Below are 18,033 nucleotides of genomic sequence, written 5' to 3'. Positions count from 1 at the left end.
GATAGCGTAGCCCGTAGCACGCCGACCTTGTGGGCATGAGCGCAAGCGAAATGCCCACAAGGGCACGCCCAAAAAATTAAATAAAATTCAATCTTTACATAAGAACAAAAAACAGCAGTAGGTCATAGTTTCTTTAAAATGACACTCGGCGCAGTGCGCTCCATTACATACTGTCTGACATAGCTAATAGGAATACGCTCCTGTAGCATAGTATCTCTATCCCGAATAGTTACACATTGGTCCTTAGGCGTTTCATAATCCACAGTAACACAAAAAGGCGTACCTAATAAGTCTTGCCTGCGATAGCGACGCCCAATTGTATCCTTGTCATCTCGAACTACCTTAAAGTCATATTTACACTCTTCTACAATCTTATCGCAAATTTCAGGTAAGCCATCTCGGTTGTTAAGCGGAAAAACGGCTAATTTAATCGGCGCAAGTACAGGATGAATCTTTAAAACTACACGAAGTTCAGTTTTGCCCTCTGCGGTAGGCGCTTGCTCTTCATGATAACCTTCAAATAGTATCATCAAAAAAGCTCTGTCTGCTCCGATAGAAGTCTCTACTACATGAGGTACATAACTCTGCTTGCGTTCAGGGTCGTAATATTCTAACTTTTTGCCACTGTACTGAATGTGTTGAGATAAATCAAAATTACCACGAGCATGAATTCCTTCTACTTCCTTAAATCCGAAAGAGAATTGATATTCAATGTCGCAAGCGGCTTTTGCATAATGGGCAAGCTTGATATGGTCATGATAACGTAAATGTTCTGCGGATATACCTATTGCTTTATGCCATTGCAAACGTTTTTCTTTCCAATATTCGTACCATTGCATTTCTTCATCAGGGGCTACAAAAAATTGCATCTCCATTTGTTCAAACTCTTTCATTCTGAATAAAAATTGACGGGCTATTATCTCATTCCTAAATGCCTTGCCAATCTGAGCTATTCCCATAGGTAGTTTGCCCCTGTTTGTTTTGACTACGTTTGTAAAATTGACGAATATTCCCTGTGCAGTTTCAGGGCGAAGGTAAATCTCCATCCCTTGACCTGCTACGCTGCCTACCTCTGTTTTGAACATCAAATTGAATTGCCGTACTTCGGTCCAATTCCTTGTGCCTGATACAGGACAAGCGATCTCGCATTCTATAATCAAATCGTACAAGCCTTTTAGGTCATTGTTGTCTAAACATTGTGCTAAACGTTTTTCTATAATTTCAGCTTGTTCTTTTTTGCCTTTTTTACGCAATTTTTCAATGTGCTCTTCTACTAACACATCGGCACGGTAACGCATTTTAGAGTCTTTGTTATCAATTAAGGGATCATTGAACGCATCTACGTGTCCTGATGCTTTCCAAGTGGTAGGATGCATAAAAATGGCTGCATCTATTCCGAGTATGTTTTGGTGGAGTTGGGTCATACTAAGCCACCATATATTTTTGAGATTGCGTTTGAGTTCGTTGCCGATAGGTCCGTAGTCGTATACTGCGCTTAAACCTTCGTAAATTTCTGAACTTGGAAAAACGAATCCGTATTGTGTACAGTGGGACACAATTTTTTGAAACAGGTCTTGATTTTTCATGTAGCAAAGGTAATAATCAAAGGGCGTGTAAAAAAGATGTATTTTTTTTGGGCGTGCCCTTGCCCACACTTCGCTTACGCTTGTGTGGGCAAGGTCGGCGTGCTTCGGGCTACGCTTTCGCTTCGGTGCTTCGCTTCGCTCCGCACTGGGCTATCGCCCACCCTCCGCATGCCTCACGCAAATGATATTTTAGCTTTGAATAAACAAGCTTTGCCGTAATTGCCCCACAGACTTTTCAAATTCCCCTTTCAGCTTAAAGCAATCCCAATAACTTGAATGTCATCATTTTGCTCTCCATATTGATAATTTTCAATTTCTTGTAAAAGTAGTTCTTTTATTTTTGGCATAGGTAAATGACCATTGTTAGCTATAAATGAGTTAAGTTTTTTGAGAGAATATTTTTTATTGTGAAGATTGGTCATATCTTTTATTCCATCCGTAAAGAGAAAAATTTTGTCCTTAGGCGTACACTCCATTCTATAAGTTTGATAAGGTTCATTTTCTACACCTTTGAGATAAAATCCAACAGGATGCTTCTGTCCGTTTAATATTGTCGTATTTCCTTGGGAGTAAAGTATAAGCTTAGAATGCGCCGCGGTGTAATAAAAATGATTAGGATTATCCAAAGGAAGAGCTACTATACAAATATCTCCGCTTTCTACATTTACTTCTGTTTGTTCAACAGCTATACCTTGCAAATAATTTTTATGAATAGCGTTGAGTAATTCATGAATGTAAGAAGGGTGTTCCAGGTTGTAAAAATACTGCGAAAGCAGAGTTGTAAAAGTAATTGCCAAAAGTCCGCCTGAAACACCATGACCTGTAGCATCGCCTATGGCTACATACAAATAGTTATCTTTTTGTTTAGACCAGTAAAAATCTCCACTGACATAAGAGTGTGGCTTCAAAATATGAAAGTACTGATCTTTGGGTAAATAATTAGATAAACGAAGTGGGCGACTAACAATTTTTTGAGTAATCTGTCCGCTGATAAGCCCCTGCCGTATGTCCTGGTAAGACATTTCTAACTTATCATAGAGTTCTTGGAGTACCATGTTATTCTGTTTAAGCTCTTCATTTTGGCTTTCTATCTCAACTTTGAGTTCCATTAAGTGCATTTCTTTTTCTTTTTCGGAAGTTATGTCTACAAAAGATGCAATATATCCTTGAAGACTATTGAGCAGAAAAGTATAGCTGTTGAGCATAAACCATTTAGCCGCGCCCTCTACATGGATTTGAAATACGTGCCCTTTAACTTCTTGATTTTGAGTAATAAGATTGAGTATGTTTTCATATATTACTGGTTCTCGTATTAGGTCAGACAGGTAAATTCCATTGTAGAATTTTGACAGAGTAATCTGGAACGATTCTAATAAAAGTCTATTTGCAAATACTATCTTGTTCGTATTCTTTTGTATAATACAAAGAGGATACGGAGACTTTTCTATAAAAGTTCTTATTTTTTCGTCTAGCTCTTTTATCTTACGCTCTAATTCTTGATTATTTCTCAAAGTTTGAGCATAGTCGTTAGAAGGAATAAGGTAAATTTGAGTTTCGTGTTCATCTTTAATTTCTAGTTTTTGAAAAGTAGCCTCTCCAATTTCTATGAAATCATAGTTGGGCGTATTCAAAATTTTTTGTGTGGATTGAGCAATTTCTTCATCCCACCCTGCAGAGGTATAGACCACTTCCCCTTTGCTATTAGTTACGCAAAGGGGTAAAAGTATTTTTCGAGGTGCGGATAAAGCACTGAATAACTTCACCATATTACTTTCCCATAGATGCTAAAAACTGTTTGAGTTTTTCATACCCTTGAGGAGTAGTAATCTCTACATCCGCTTCAAATTCTACTATTTCAGAAGCTATTTGCTCGCCATTTTCTAACTTCATTTCAAAATTTACCCCAAAGTCTTTTCTATTTAGCTTTCCATAAACTTTAAAGCCCAAGCGGGGTTCACCTGTCAAATCCTTTAATATGCTATTAGTAAGCTGCCCCTCAAAGGTAATACTTTTTTCTATTCCTTTGATAGTAACTAAACCTTGCATAGTGAATCTTTTTAGGGGTTTCCATGTAACATTTGTGCTACGGAATTTGATTGTAGGATACTGCTCAACATCTAAAAATTCAGGAGATTTGATATGCCAGTCCCGTTGAGGAAAATCTGTATTCACAGTGTGAGCTGGAATAGTAAGCTCAACACTCAAATCATTGAGGCTGGGTAAGGTAGCTTTAACTTTACCTTCAATTTCCCTAAACGACCCTACTACCTCTGCAATCTCCATGTGTAATACTTTAAAGTTTATCTTTGTATGAACGGAGTCTACTACCCACTCTGTTGCGTTAGTTTCTATCACCTTAGGATTTGGAACTTTAGACTCTGCCGCATTGGGCGCATGTTTTCCCCCAAATATCCGTTTAATGAATCCAATTAGGCTTGTCATAGGCTTATTGGCTAAAAGTTTTGCAAATATAACAAATGTATAAAAAAGATATTCATTAACTCAAGTATCAATATTAAAAATAAGGTTTAGTTTCAGATAATGCTTATATTTCTGATAAATAAGGTTTTAAGTCTTTTTTTGAAGAGATTTAAGCGTGTTTAAGTAGCTTTTTGTAAATGTTTTCAAACGTTTATCATTACCTGTATGCTGTATTACTTGGGTCTTTCCGTTGACCGAGTTGTTGTTTTGATAGTCATTTTTGGCATAGAACACGCCCAATCTTTGCTGTAAATTTTCTGTAGAGCGTACGTCCATTTGGTTATTTAGTGCCATTTTGAGTAACTGCATGCTATTGATAAAGTCAGGATTGTTTTGGTCCAGTAAAGCATTAGCTACGGCTATCATGAGAGTAGGATTATTTTTTTGCTTAGTGTATTCCAGTAAAGTTAAATGATTCAAATCAAACGTAATTTTAAGATTATCGGCTTGCCATTGTGAAGTAGCAGAGATATACTTATTGATTAGCTCTGTAAAACGGGCATTTTGATAGAGTTTTTCTATCTCATTCATGCTGTTTTGATAAGTTACTGCGGATTGAATTCTTGCTTTACGTTCTTGCGCAGTGCTTATGTTGAGATTGCATTCAGGATTTTGCTTAGTTTTATCAATGGCTTTTTGGTATTCTGCATCTGCTTGAAGAAAATTTTTATTCTGCTCGTGAACTTTACCTAAGTTAGTCAAGGCTTCTACTTCATTTTGGGCATTGATACATATTTGAGAAAATAATTTACTTTGTAGCTCATTGATTTGAGTATTGGCAGCAGCATCTTGTTGTAAATTATACTCTACTTGAATACTGCGCATAGTATTGAGTGCTGTTTTTGCTTCATTTAGATTGTTTTGTTTAACCATTAGCAAACCATAGTCATACTTATTTTGGATAGCTATTTTAGCAGCTTGTTGCTGTAAAACAGGAATTTGGTTATTCACGTTTACAGGGTACTGCTGCTGAATAATCAAAGCTTGTTTGAGCTTATCCAAAGCAGATACGCCATTTTTTTGCTGAATAAATGTTTGAGCTTCTTGCACGTACGCAGTATACTGTTTTTGTTTAAGTTGTTGATATTTAGTTTGCAAAGCACTCAAATCTGTAACATAGCTGCTGTATTGCTGCTGAAATTTGACTGCATCAGCGTAGGCATTTTCAGCTTGAATGAAATTGTTATTTTGTGTAAAAGACTCCATTTGAATAATTTTTTGGTTAAAAATCTGCTGTACTACGTTTTTAAGTTGATTTTGTGCATTAGTAAGGCTATTTTGCTCTATTTCAGGGTGATATTTAGCATATTGCAAAGCTTCTTCAATTTTGGAACGTTGTAAGTCCAAAGGAAGTTGGGGGTTAGTGGCTTCTCGCATTTTTTTGTCAAATATTTTATTGATAGTGTTTTTGAGTTCAAAGCGGGCTTTATCTACGGCACTATTATCCACTTCGGGGTTATTTTGAGCATACTGCAAAGCATTTTCTAGTCCTTTTCTTTGCTCCTCTAAATCATTTTGCAGCATTGCTTCGCGTATCATGTTCTCTAAAACGGTAGTTTTAATACCTTTTATTTTATTAGAAATAACAGGTTCACAGTTAAGTTGTTCATTTTGGCAGATGATTTTAGCGGCTTGCACGGCATCTAGAGCTAAGTTAGGATTTTTAGCTTGCATAGCTTTATCTGCACGATTGAGATAAAAATTGACTACATCACTCAAAATAGCTTGGGCATCTTTGATAATACCAGGTTCCCCCATACTGAACTGCTTAGCCGTACGAGCTAATTGGGCAGCTTTTTCAGGATTATTTTCTTGTAACTCTAACTGTGCTAAGGGCAGCATCGCAGGAGCAAACTGTGGATTGGCCGCTAATGAATTTTCAAACATTTTTTTAGCCATACCACGCTGATTTTGCTGCAAAAGTGCCATTCCCCTTTGATAAAAAATAATGTGTGCATTTGCTTTGGTTTGGTTAATTTCATTGCGTTTTTGAGCAGCTAAAGTCATAACTTGGTTCATTTGGGCAGAGAAATTGGCAGGGTCTTGCTTGTTTAACTCTAATTCTTCCATGTACCTTTGAGCAATAATAGCGTTGATTTTTTGTTCTACGGCAATAAGTTTCTGTTCCTCCATAGGTAGAAGGTCTATATTGGTAGACTGTACGCTCATAGCTTGGGAAAGTAAAGCAGGCAAAATTTGACTATCTGCGTAATATTGGTCAACTTTATCGGCAAAAGCTAAAAAAGCAGTGGTTTGCTCGGGAAAATTGCCTAAGGATAATTCTGCAATACTTAGCTCATAACTATTTAGCTCAATAGAGTCCTTAGTATAAGCGTAGTTTTCTTGCACTAATACAGGTAAATGAAAATCTTTGGTGTAAAATACTTTTTCGTAGTAAGGTGAAGCCGTTCGGGCAGTTTTATGCTTTAACTGTATTTTTATACTTTGTATACCCGGTTTAACCTTACTTTCTATGTTAAAGCCGCGATAAAGATTATCCCCTGAAAAAGTATATTCTGTTTGTGCTACGTAAATTTCAAACTGTTGAGCAGGTCTTAGCGTTAGTTTTCTTTGTAGTTTGATTTGAATAGACCATTCTAATAGGTTTAGAGGCTTGTTGTAATAGTTTTTCAGCCGATTAAATATCACATTTGTAGGATGATTGGTTTCTGCGGAGTTGTACTTGATAGAGAAATTTTTTGTGGTAACCTCGTTGTAAAATACTTGATGGATACTGTATTGAGCTATGCAAAAATTATGTATCCCCCAAAACAGAGCAATGTTAAATACCAAGCTATTTAATCTCATAGCTGTACAAAGTTAAGTTTTGGTCTAATCAAGTACGTATTGTACAAATTTGGTAAAACTTGTTCGTATATGCAAAAGCGAACAAATGAAAATCTATTTGCGCATTTTGAGTAAAGTTAATCAGCTTAGATCAGTAACTAATTGCAAATAACACTCTTTGAGTAGATTTTCTACCTGAATAGACACATTTACCCTCTTCTTGTGGATTATCCAAAGGAATGCAGCGGATTGTAGCTTTGGTAAGCTCTTTAATTTTAAGCTCGGTTTCAGTTGTACCATCCCAATGGGCTTCAATAAAGCCGCCTTTTTCATTCAGTACGCTTTCAAAATCTTTGAAATTATCTACTCGTGTAGTCATGTTTTTTCTGAAATTGAGTGCTCTTTGATAGATTGTGTTTTGTATGTCTTTAAGTAGGTCTTCAACTTTTTGGACTATATTATCCGTACTCAATATTTGTTTAGCTTTGGTATCTCTGCGGGCTATTTCTACGGTATTATTTTCTACATCACGAGGACCTATGGCAATACGCAAAGGTACACCTTTTAGTTCATATTCTGCATATTTCCAACCTGGCGTGTGTTCTTTTCGAGCGTCTATTTTATAGCGAATACCTGCCTTTTTCAATTCTTGGGCTAATATTTCACACTGAGCAGTTACTTTTTGGTACTCTTCTTCGGATTTATGAATAGGGATGATAATCACTTGGTAAGGTGCTAATTGTGGGGGTAATACTAATCCATCATCATCAGAATGAGCCATAATCAATGCACCAATCAAGCGAGTGGATACTCCCCATGAAGTTGCCCATGCGTATTCCCATTTATTTTCTTTGGTAAGAAACTTAACGTCAAAAGCTTTGGGAAAATTTTGACCCAAGAAGTGTGAAGTCCCTGCTTGTAGAGCTTTTCCGTCTTGCATCAAAGCTTCTATACAATAGGTTTCAACTGCACCTGCAAAACGTTCATTAGCGGTTTTCACTCCCTTAATAACAGGTAAAGCCATGTATTGTTCAGCAAAAGTGAAATATACATTAAGCATTTTAAGAGTTTCTTCCATAGCTTCTTCTTGGGTAGCGTGTGCGGTATGTCCTTCTTGCCATAAAAATTCTGTGGTTCGCAAAAAAATGCGCGTGCGCATCTCCCATCTTACCACGTTTGCCCACTGATTGATAAGCAAAGGCAAGTCTCGATAAGATTGTATCCAGTTCTTGTACGTTGACCAAATAATAGTTTCGGAAGTAGGGCGAACGATGAGTTCTTCTTCTAACTTAGCTTCGGGATCTATTATTACTCCTTTACCTTCGGGGTCATTTTTCAATCTGTAATGGGTTACTACTGCACACTCTTTTGCAAAACCTTCTACGTGTTGTGCTTCTTTGCTTAAAAAAGATTTAGGAATAAATATTGGAAAGTAAGCGTTTACGTGTCCTGTTTCTTTGAACATTTTGTCCAATGTATTTTGCATCTGTTCCCATATAGCGTATCCATAAGGTTTTATGACCATGCATCCTTTTACAGGGCTATGCTCTGCTAGTTCAGCTTCTTGGATGAGTTGGTTATACCATTGGGAAAAATCTTGACTTCTAGGAGTGAGTTTTTTTGCCATAATGCTGCAAAACTACAAAAAACGCATTTTGAATGTACGTGGTTTTTTTTGGTCTATTAAAAATGCAACTTATGTGTAGGTCTATTTTTGTTTAAGGTAAAGGATGTTTTATTAAGTTTTATTTTTTTGGGCGTGCCCTTGCCCACACTTCGCTGCGCTGGTGTGGGCAAGGGTCGGCGTGCGTCGGGCGACGCTAACGCTTCGGTGCTGCGCTTCGCTCCGCACTGGGCTAACGCCCACCCTCCGCATGCCTCACGCAGAAAATTTCACTTCATCTTGACCGCAATTTAAACCTCACTCTACTTTCAGAATGCGACAATAGTCTGCGAATATTGCTTCTATGAGTATAAACCACAAATAAAAATATCCCAAAACCTGATAATATAAACCAAAGCCGATAGTGATACTCCCCAAAAATATTGAACATTAACACCGTAATCGGATAAGCAAACACTGCACAAATAGAACTCAAAGAAACAAATTTTGAAATAAACAACACAACACAAAATACTAACAAACATAATATCGCAATTTGCCAATTGATGGCTAACATAACTCCTAATAAAGTGTTAATCCCTTTTCCACCTCTGAATTGCGCCCAAATAGGAAATACATGTCCAATTACTGCACTTATGCCTAATATCATTTGTAAAGGTAAAAGTGGATACACAGGGTCTATCAAAAAAGTAGGAATAGCACTTTTATGTACCTCGTTTGCTAAACTTATCGCAGCTACTCCTTTCAAAATATCTACAACTTGAACAGCGATTCCTGCCTTAACTCCCAGTACCCGAAAAGCATTTGTGCTTCCCGAATTTCCTGAGCCTTTTGTGCGTATATCTATACCGTAAAATACTTCACTTATCCACAGCGCTGTGGGAATAGAGCCTATTAGATAGGCAAACAGTATTGCAATAATACAGCACATCATACGTTACAAAATTTTGCTTACTTCTCTGTTGATAAACTCCTGAGCTACTCTGCTAGGATAGATGTTTTCTTCGGAAGCTAATTCAAAAACAGCTTTAGCAAAGTCTATATTCGTGCTATTTTCATCCATGCGGCTTAGTACGCGATGGTGCAGAGTTAAAGTTTGCTCCTTCGCCATAATCACATTTGCCCAAGCTTCTATGCTCATGTAAATTTGTTGTGAACAAATGTGCTCAAATTCTGTACGTATTTCTTCTACCAAGTTTTTATGCAGAATAATAGCAGGTATAGTGCCCATACTACTATGTCTGGGTATGCTGCTTTCAGGCGATATTCTTTGTAAGAAAATAGTTGCCCGTTCGTATGCAGCCATTTTAAGAGGTAAAGTTTGGGACTGCGCCTCTAATTTTATTCTTAATCTTTCTCTTTCTAACTGTTGATTCAAAAAGCTTCTTACTAATAGGTAAACTCCTGCTAATGTAACCAAAGAGGGAACTGTATAGCGTAGTATCTCTAAAATGACTTGCATAAAATGCAAAATTACATATATTTTTATGTCCAATTGATGTAAGATTGTTTTTGTTTCTAAAAATTTGATTGATTTCTACGTTTTCTTTTGTTAATCATTATGGATAAATACTTAACTTTGCTTGCCTACTTTAATACTTAACTAAAAAATTATGGATTTGCTGGAAAATATTATCCGTAATCTTGACAAAGGAGAGGTAAAAACTTTCAGAACCATGGGCAGAAAACTGCAAGGTGAAGAAGGTACACAATACTTACAACTCTTTAACTACATCCGCGACAATAAACTCTCCTCTGATGAGATTATGAAAGCAATGGGACTAGCGGACAATCCAAACGCTTATTACAGATTGCGAAATCGGTTAGTAGATATAGTTACGAAAATGTTAGTTTTTATCCATTATGACCACAGTTTACATACAAGCACATACGTTAATTTAGCTTTTTCAGAAATTTTAAGCCGTAGAAATATGGCAGAAGAAGCTTTGTATTTTTCAGAAAAAGCCCTCAAAAATGCACAAACCATAGAAGATAACGAACTTTTAGCTCATGCACTTACACAAATTATCACCATTAAGCAAAATGTGTTATATCAAGACACCACAGAATTACGAAAACAAAGAGAAATTGCTTTTGAAAGAGAAAAAGAGCTACGAGAAATCGATGATTATGTATCCCAAGCTATTTTAGAATTGAGAAAAATTAATTTCTCAAGCAACTATTATGAGTTCAAACATAGTGTAGAACGTTTGCTTAATAAACTGAATGTTAAGGGAAGCATAGCCCAGTCAGGTAGGGCGCGTATTTTTATTACAAGCAATATTCTGCACCTTTTGTTACAACAAGGTCGCTACGCCCATGCAAAGGAGTACTTTATCGAACAGTATAACGCTATGCAACGCGACGAGGTGTTCAATGAGGCTAATCATGATAAAAAAATTATTCTACTAGACCTCTATATTAACATCTTAATATACAATAACGAACTTGAAAGTGCTCTAAATCAAAACCAGGAACTATGGCAAGAACTTCAAAAGTACGACAAAGCTTTTCTTAACTCATACGAATTTTTATATCATAAAAATCTCTACGTTGTACATACAGCAAAAGGAACTTTGAGAGAATATTTACCTCAATTTGTAGAGTTTTACCAAAAAGCATCTAAAATGAAAAATAAATTCTACAACACGCACTTTGAACTTATTACAATCATCAATTTAATTATTGCTTATTTTTCAATTGAAGAATATGCTAAAGCCACAGAACTTTGCCAAAAGCTCTTTCAACACAAAGGTTTTGAGCAAATGGCAGAAGAATATGTTTTTGGTACTAAACTTTTATATGCCGTAATCTTATATGAAAAAAATGAACTTGAAGAATGCCTTAAAAAACTAGAATCTATTCAAAAAGAACACAAAGAGTTTTTACTTCAAAAATCTGCCAAAGCAGATGGATACTTTATTCAAATTTTGCAATACTTGTGTCAAGGGGGCAGAACCATTCATGATAAAGCCTTATCTACTTTAATACGTAAATGTATATTCAAAGCCAATCAAAAGTGGCCAGGTTCAGTAATTTTGTACTACAAAGTCTGGATTCATGCTCACTACAATCATCAAAACTATTACGATACTTTTATCTACCTTATCAACACTAAACAGATATAACTTTTGATTATCAAATTTTTAGACAAACCTTTTTCTGATTTCTTTTAATTTTTAACAACTTTTGATGATTGTATCAATTTTTATTGTATATTAGTTTTGCAATCTGATAAAAAGTACGGTGTTACAGGTTTGTTATTTAGATATGAAAGATATCTTGTTAGAAACCCTGAAGACATATTTTGGGCATAACTCCTTTCGTGGTAATCAGGAAAGCATTATCCGAAACATTTTGCAGAAAAAAGATACTTTTGTCATTATGCCTACTGGGGCAGGCAAGTCAATATGCTATCAGTTACCTGCTATTTTAATGGAGGGGATGGCAGTGGTCATTTCGCCACTTATTGCCTTGATGAAAAATCAAGTTGACCAACTCAATGCACATGGCATAGAATCTTACTTTCTCAATAGTTCATTAACTAAAAAAGAAGCTAACGCTATACGTGAGCGAATAAAAAAACAACAAGTAAAATTGTTATATGTAGCTCCCGAAACTCTTGTCAAACCCGATTTTATTGACTTTATAAAGCAAGTTAAAATTTCATTTTTTGCTGTGGATGAAGCCCACTGTATTTCCGAGTGGGGGCATGATTTTCGCCCTGAGTATCGTAAAATTAAACAGGTAGTTAACCAAGTAGGAGAGAATATACCCATTATCGCACTCACTGCTACTGCTACCCCTAAGGTCCAAGCAGATATTCAAAAAAACCTGCAAATGCTAGATGCGCAAGTTTTCAAATCTAGCTTTAACAGAACTAATTTGTACTACGAAGTACGCCCCAAAGTAGACGCAGTAAAGGAAATTATCAAGTATGCCAAAGCAAACAAAGGTAAAGCAGGAATAGTTTATTGTTTAAGTCGCAAAAAAGTAGAAGAAATTGCAGAAATTCTCAATGTCAATGGTATAAAAGCCCTTCCTTATCACGCAGGCTTAGATAGCCATACGCGCGAAACTAACCAAGATAAATTTCTCAATGGCGATATAGATGTTATTGTTGCTACCATTGCTTTTGGAATGGGAATAGATAAGCCCGATGTACGCTATGTTATTCATTATGATGTACCTAAAAGTTTAGAAGGATATTATCAAGAAACAGGGCGCGCAGGCAGAGATGGATTAGAAGGGCGATGCATTATGTTCTACAATCATCAAGATATTCTTAAACTAGAAAAGTTCATGAAAGACAAAAGTCTAAGTGAACGCGAAACCGCTAAACAACTCTTGATGGAAGTAGCAGCTTACTGTGAAACTTCTATTTGCAGACGCAAATTTTTACTCCATTATTTCGGTGAAGAGTATGATGAGAGCCTTTGTAAAAAAAGTGGTAAGTGTGATAACTGCCTAAATCCCAAAGTTACTTTTGAAGCAAAGAACTATGCTACACTGTTCCTTAAAGCCGTCGTAGAAACCAAAGAAAAATGTACAGCTAGTCATTTAATCCATATCCTTACAGGAGCAGAAGTCAAAGCCATTAAAGACTTTGGACATGATAAATTATCTGTATATAAAAAAGGCTCTGACCTTTCAGAAAAAGATTGGGAAGCAGTAGTTAGACATCTACTTGTTTATGATTATGTTAAAAAAGACATTGACACGTATGGCTTTATCCGCATGCAAGAAAAAGGGCATAACTTTTTACGTGCCCCACACAGCTTAATCGTAGCCAAAGATAGAGATTATCATCATGAAAAAGCAGAATCTATAGAATTAGAAGACTTCAAAACCTACGACGAGGTACTTTACGATAAACTGCTCAAACTACGAAAAGAAATCTCTATTCAGAAAAAATTACCCCCTTATGTAATATTTCAAGAGACTTCTTTGGAAGACATGGCTACGCGCATGCCTGTTACAGAGCAAGAATTTCTCAACATTGTAGGAGTAGGCAAAGGCAAGTTTGAAAAATTCGGCAGACCCTTCTTAGAACTGATTAAAAAGTATGTCAAAGAAAATGCTATTGAAAAAGATGAAGAAGAAATCATAATTCGCACTAATCCCCCAACTAAAACCTCCAATAAACTCTTCATTATACAACAAATTGACCGCAAAATACCTCTTGAAGATATAGCTAGACTTAAATCTCTCACTTATGAAGAAGTGTTGGATGACATTGAACAAATTATCAATTCAGGTACCCGCCTTAACCTGGACTACTACATCAAAGAAAAGGTTGACCAAGATAAAATACAAGAAATCATGGACTACTTCATGAAGTCCCAAACTGATAGCATAGAGGAAGCTCAAAAACACTTAGCAGATGATATAGAAGAGTGGGAAATTAAGTTAGTCAAAATGAAATTTCTTAGCGAAATGGGCAATTAGTATATGAAAATTGCTATTATTGGAACAGGCAAGCTGGGCAGTACGGTGCTTGAACTCAACAAAAAGCACACAGTTTCTTACGCTATAAACTCAAAAAATAGTCATTTAATTCAAGATATAAATCGCTCAAACACAGAGGTAGTCATTCACACGGCTACTCCGCAGCAAGTTATACCTGACGCAAGAATTTTACTTCCAAAAGGTCTTAAAATGATTATTGCTACCACAGGTTTTGATAAAAACGCTCTTCAACAGCTTATTCAAGAACACCAATCCACAGTAGTACAAGATGGCAACTTCTCAATTGGAGTGAACATCTTATTTATGCTTAACACTTATTTAGCAAAACTCATGAATCATTTTCCTGAATATGATGTAGCTATACATGAAATTCATCATAACTTAAAAAAAGACGCACCTGGCGGTACTGCCATACAGCTTGCAGAAGATATTATTAAGCACTTAAATCGTAAGCATTCATGGACAGTACCTCACCAAACCATTCAACCTAACCAAATCAGCGTATCTGCAGCACGAATAGGCAGCGTGATAGGTACGCATGAAATCATATATGACTCAAACATTGACACCCTTTATCTGAAACACGTAGCTAAAAATAGACAAGGTTTTGCACAAGGGATTCTTATGGCAGTGGAATTCTTAGAAAAAAATCCTGATATAAAAGGTTGGATAAAAATGCAGCAGATTATTGAACATTTTTTGTCTAAAATTTAAGCCTTACGCTTGACTTTTTGAAAAAAATTTAGTTTATTGCACTCTACGAAAAAGCAAAAAACTGTATGGAACTAAATATTGAGATTACTTTAGCTTCGCGTTCTCGTATTCATGAAGTTGATTTTGAATCACTAGGATTCGGAAAGCACTTCACAGACCATATATTTATTGCAGAATATAAGGACCAAACTTGGCAGAATGCTAGAATTATACCCTTTCAAAACTTATGTATAAACCCTGCTTTAAGCGCTTTGCATTACGGGCAAAGTATCTTTGAGGGCATGAAAGCATTTAAGTATGCAGATGGCAGCGTTGTTTTATTTAGACCTGAAAAAAATTGGAGTCGTCTAAACGCATCAGCTTATAGGTTGTGTATGCCCCAAGTGCCAGAAATTCTATTTATGGAGGGACTTAAAATTTTTGTAGATATTGAGCGTAACTGGGTACCTTCAGGGCAAGGGGAAGCTTTGTATTTACGCCCCTTACTTTTTGCCACAGACAGTTTTTTAGGAGTAAAACCTTCGGAAAATTATATGTTTTTGATTATGGCTTCACCAGTTACTAAATACTACACTAAACCTCTACGAATTTTAGCGCAGCAACAGTACGTACGTGCTGTACGTGGGGGAGTAGGGGCAGCAAAAGCCGCAGGAAACTATGCCGCAAGCTTACTCGCTACTCAACAGGCTAAACAACAAGGTTATGACCAAGTTCTATGGCTAGATGCTTTGCAATTATCTTTTGTCGAAGAATCAGGCACAATGAATTTATTTTTTGTTATTGACAACGAAGTTTATACCGCACCCGCTACACCTGAAGGGACAATCCTTATGGGTGTTACCCGAGATTGTGTAATCACTTTACTAAAAAAGTGGGGCTATACAGTTCATGAAAAAGCATTGAGCATATATGAACTTGTACAAGCTTACCAAGAAAATACCTTTCAAGAAGCTTTTGGGACGGGTACTGCTGCTGTTATTACCCCTATTTCATGCATAGGTTTTCAAGATCAAACCCTAATACCTAAAGCCCACCTTGATTACGGACCAATTAGCCAAAAGCTTTATGATACCTTAACAGGCATTCAAAGAGGTACTATTCCTGATGAATTTAATTGGATTGTTCGCGTGCCCGAATATATTCCTTACACATAGCCCAAAAATTTTTACGCTTACTCAAAGAGTGCATACAAATACTCATAATCAGGCTTTAGCTACCAACGTAAAACAAAGACATGCGTAAAAGTAGGTAATTTTAATCCAAAACTTATGAAGTATAGTGCTTTCAAATTAGCTTGGCTTGCTCTCATTCTGCTGTTATTTTGGGGATGTGGAAAAGATGAAGAAGAACCCACTTCCGCAACAGCAAGCTTAACTGCATCCCTTGATGACTTTGTGGGAACGTACAAGATAGGTCCAGGCAGTTACTACGTACCGCTGGATGATAGTGGCAATCCCATTTGGAGCGAAAAAGTGGATATTTCTAACGAAGAGATTCAGGTACAGAAAGGTAGTGGGGATACGTTAATTTTGAAAAGTCCTACTTTGGGAACAGTGAAAGTAAAAGGGACTGTGGTAGGTAACAAGGTCAACTTACAGATTAGCCCACAAGAATACACAGGTTCATTGAGACCTAGTGTTGCTACGGGAATTATTTCCACTACGGAGTTATTTTACTTCATTAAGGAGAACAATGGTAAGAAGTATTTAGACTCTAATTCGGGCAATGGAATTTTTAACATTACTTTGAGCAGGGCAGGTAACAAGTATCAAGTTGCTATAAGAAGAACAGGGGTTGCTTAATTAACTAACGATAAGTAAGAACCCACCATTCGTACAGATTGGTGGGTTTTTCAGTTTTTATGTGAGTAGGTTTTAAGTCTGTTTTGCTTTTGTCCAAAGAATAAGGTTTTTAATTTTTTGGGCGTGTCCTTGTGGGCGCTTCACTGCCTTCATACCTACAAGGGCGATATTCTGCGGGCTAAGTCCAAAATGCCCCTGACCTAAGTGCAGCGAGGAGTATGCTCAAAAAATCTAAATATAATCAAAAAGTTCTTTGGCAAAAGGGTTGGACGTTTGACCGTGTTTCTTCAAAGATTGAAGTAGAGGTGTATGAGATTTAAGCGTCCCAATTCTAAAACAGTATTACGAACGTAGAAAGAATTTTGGAAGCAATAGTCGACAGCAAAGTGAATACCCTGTAAGAATCAATGCTTTACTTGCCACTTATTAAAATGCTTGGTCAGTAGCCTTTGTACTGCACTTTTTTCAGTAAAAAAGCCCTTTGGCTACTCGGTTAATAGCCATTTTGGTGCTATCTGCGTTTATAGGAACTAAGTTTTTATTCTATCACACAGGACTATGTATTTTGCTCAGAAGGTGGAGTAGTTTTTTTCTTTTTCTTACGTTTTCTATACACGCCGTATGTACCACGGACAATTTTACCTCTTTTTGTTCTTCTATCGCCTTTTCCCATAGTTTTTCAAAACTTGCTGCAAAAATAGTAAAACCTTTTTGCAACGCAATAATCAAACTAAAAAGAGGAGTACCTTTATTTTGGTTTGATTTGAACCAAAAAGTTCATTCGGTAGCAGGTCAGTTGTAGCTAACAAGTTGAAATGTCCATAAAGCAGCAAATAGCTAAGAAGTTTGAATTAATAACTCATTTATGCGTATAATTGCATTAAAGTTTCTAAGTTCTATGAATGAAAAGCCATACCAAGGCTATGAGTTAGCCAGCAGAGGAAGACGCTTGCTAGCGGCTATTATCAACGGAATCATAATAAGTGTAATAACCTCAAGTATCACACAAGCCCTAGGCACATCTATAAATTTTACAGACCTGTTAAGTATAAGAACGTTCAAAGATTTTGAAGAGGTGTTGGAAGCTGCAAGTGATTCTAATAATATCTTAATCAATGCGTTGGTGGATATTTCAGTATGCGGTTTATATGGATACTTATGCTATCCTCATTTAAAAGGGACGCTTGGGCATAGAATTTTAGGCATGCGGGTAATTAACATAAATAGAGCTACTTTAACTGCAAAGGAAGGGGCTATTAGAGAATTGCTAAAACAAGCTCCTTTTACGTTGAGTGATATATCTGCTCCGTTGAGGTTAGGCATTTCAAGTCTTATCAATTTAGCGGCGCTTATTTATAGTATTTGGTTGCTTTGGGATGAAGACAAGCAAAATGTTTATGACAAAATAGCCAAAACATACGTAGTTATGGACAGAGAGCCCTTAGTGTTAAATGATAACAACGAAGATAATGTTGTGAACGATACTATATAAGTTTTTTTTGGGCGTGCCCCTTGCTGACGCAAGGGTCGGGGCATTCCGCACTGCGCTTCGCTTCGGTACTTCGCTAAC

16 protein-coding genes are annotated in these 18,033 nt (G+C 36.6%); 7 read left to right on the top strand and 9 right to left on the bottom strand.

What is annotated here, in order from left to right:
- Window positions 1-122 precede the first annotated feature (122 nt).
- Window positions 123-1,586, bottom strand: a complete 1,464-nt coding sequence (locus tag NZ519_04740; protein MCS7028052.1) for a glycine--tRNA ligase — start codon at window positions 1,584-1,586, stop codon at window positions 123-125.
- 47 nt (window positions 1,587-1,633) lie between these two features.
- Between NZ519_04740 and NZ519_04735 the strand changes: the two genes are divergently transcribed.
- Entirely contained in the window at window positions 1,634-1,771 is a 138-nt protein-coding gene (locus NZ519_04735; protein MCS7028051.1) for a hypothetical protein, read from the top strand.
- 63 nt (window positions 1,772-1,834) lie between these two features.
- Here NZ519_04735 and NZ519_04730 read toward each other — a convergent pair whose 3' ends face one another.
- From NZ519_04730 to NZ519_04700, 7 genes are all read right to left on the bottom strand, one after another.
- Window positions 1,835-3,352 carry a serine/threonine-protein phosphatase gene (locus NZ519_04730; GenBank protein MCS7028050.1) on the bottom strand — a complete coding sequence of 506 codons (1,518 nt, stop codon included), beginning with the start codon at window positions 3,350-3,352 and terminating at the stop codon, window positions 1,835-1,837.
- A 1-nt stretch (window position 3,353) separates the two neighbouring features.
- On the bottom strand, window positions 3,354-4,028 hold the full coding sequence (locus NZ519_04725) for a YceI family protein (protein ID MCS7028049.1): 675 nt from the start codon (window positions 4,026-4,028) through the stop codon (window positions 3,354-3,356).
- A 126-nt stretch (window positions 4,029-4,154) separates the two neighbouring features.
- On the bottom strand, window positions 4,155-6,875 hold the full coding sequence (locus NZ519_04720; protein ID MCS7028048.1) for a tetratricopeptide repeat protein: 2,721 nt from the start codon (window positions 6,873-6,875) through the stop codon (window positions 4,155-4,157).
- A gap of 130 nt (window positions 6,876-7,005) precedes the next feature.
- A complete protein-coding gene (proS, locus tag NZ519_04715; protein MCS7028047.1) occupies window positions 7,006-8,481 on the bottom strand; it encodes a proline--tRNA ligase in 1,476 nt (491 codons plus the stop codon).
- A gap of 111 nt (window positions 8,482-8,592) precedes the next feature.
- A complete protein-coding gene (locus NZ519_04710; protein ID MCS7028046.1) occupies window positions 8,593-8,730 on the bottom strand; it encodes a hypothetical protein in 138 nt (45 codons plus the stop codon).
- A 22-nt stretch (window positions 8,731-8,752) separates the two neighbouring features.
- Window positions 8,753-9,409, bottom strand: coding sequence for a glycerol-3-phosphate 1-O-acyltransferase PlsY (plsY, locus tag NZ519_04705; GenBank protein ID MCS7028045.1), 657 nt, complete (start codon window positions 9,407-9,409; stop codon window positions 8,753-8,755).
- Between the two features lie 6 nt (window positions 9,410-9,415).
- Window positions 9,416-9,940, bottom strand: a complete 525-nt coding sequence (locus NZ519_04700) for a hypothetical protein (protein ID MCS7028044.1) — start codon at window positions 9,938-9,940, stop codon at window positions 9,416-9,418.
- A gap of 151 nt (window positions 9,941-10,091) precedes the next feature.
- On the opposite strand from NZ519_04700, the gene NZ519_04695 reads away from it, so the two are divergent.
- The 5 genes from NZ519_04695 to NZ519_04675 all read left to right on the top strand — a co-directional run bounded on the left by NZ519_04695 (window position 10,092) and on the right by NZ519_04675 (window position 16,463).
- Window positions 10,092-11,606 carry a hypothetical protein gene (locus tag NZ519_04695; GenBank protein MCS7028043.1) on the top strand — a complete coding sequence of 505 codons (1,515 nt, stop codon included), beginning with the start codon at window positions 10,092-10,094 and terminating at the stop codon, window positions 11,604-11,606.
- Window positions 11,607-11,748: 142 nt separating this feature from the next.
- Window positions 11,749-13,926, top strand: coding sequence for a DNA helicase RecQ (gene recQ / locus NZ519_04690; protein MCS7028042.1), 2,178 nt, complete (start codon window positions 11,749-11,751; stop codon window positions 13,924-13,926).
- A 3-nt stretch (window positions 13,927-13,929) separates the two neighbouring features.
- On the top strand, window positions 13,930-14,661 hold the full coding sequence (gene dapB / locus NZ519_04685; protein ID MCS7028041.1) for a 4-hydroxy-tetrahydrodipicolinate reductase: 732 nt from the start codon (window positions 13,930-13,932) through the stop codon (window positions 14,659-14,661).
- A 65-nt stretch (window positions 14,662-14,726) separates the two neighbouring features.
- Complete coding sequence (locus NZ519_04680; protein ID MCS7028040.1) at window positions 14,727-15,815, top strand: branched-chain amino acid aminotransferase; 1,089 nt, start codon at window positions 14,727-14,729, stop codon at window positions 15,813-15,815.
- A gap of 114 nt (window positions 15,816-15,929) precedes the next feature.
- Window positions 15,930-16,463: a hypothetical protein gene (locus NZ519_04675; protein MCS7028039.1), complete on the top strand. Its 534-nt coding sequence runs from the start codon at window positions 15,930-15,932 to the stop codon at window positions 16,461-16,463.
- Between the two features lie 556 nt (window positions 16,464-17,019).
- Here NZ519_04675 and NZ519_04670 read toward each other — a convergent pair.
- Window positions 17,020-17,136: a 30S ribosomal protein THX gene (locus NZ519_04670; GenBank protein MCS7028038.1), complete on the bottom strand. Its 117-nt coding sequence runs from the start codon at window positions 17,134-17,136 to the stop codon at window positions 17,020-17,022.
- A gap of 225 nt (window positions 17,137-17,361) precedes the next feature.
- Here NZ519_04670 and NZ519_04665 point away from each other — a divergent pair, with 225 nt between their 5' ends.
- Window positions 17,362-17,955, top strand: a complete 594-nt coding sequence (locus NZ519_04665) for an RDD family protein (protein ID MCS7028037.1) — start codon at window positions 17,362-17,364, stop codon at window positions 17,953-17,955.
- Window positions 17,956-18,033 lie beyond the last annotated feature (78 nt).

This window comes from Bacteroidia bacterium, assembly GCA_025056095.1.
In the GTDB taxonomy this organism is placed as follows: domain Bacteria; phylum Bacteroidota; class Bacteroidia; order JANWVE01; family JANWVE01; genus JANWVE01.
Note: the sequence above shows the minus strand (reverse complement) of the source record. Positions and strands in the feature narration are given on the sequence as shown.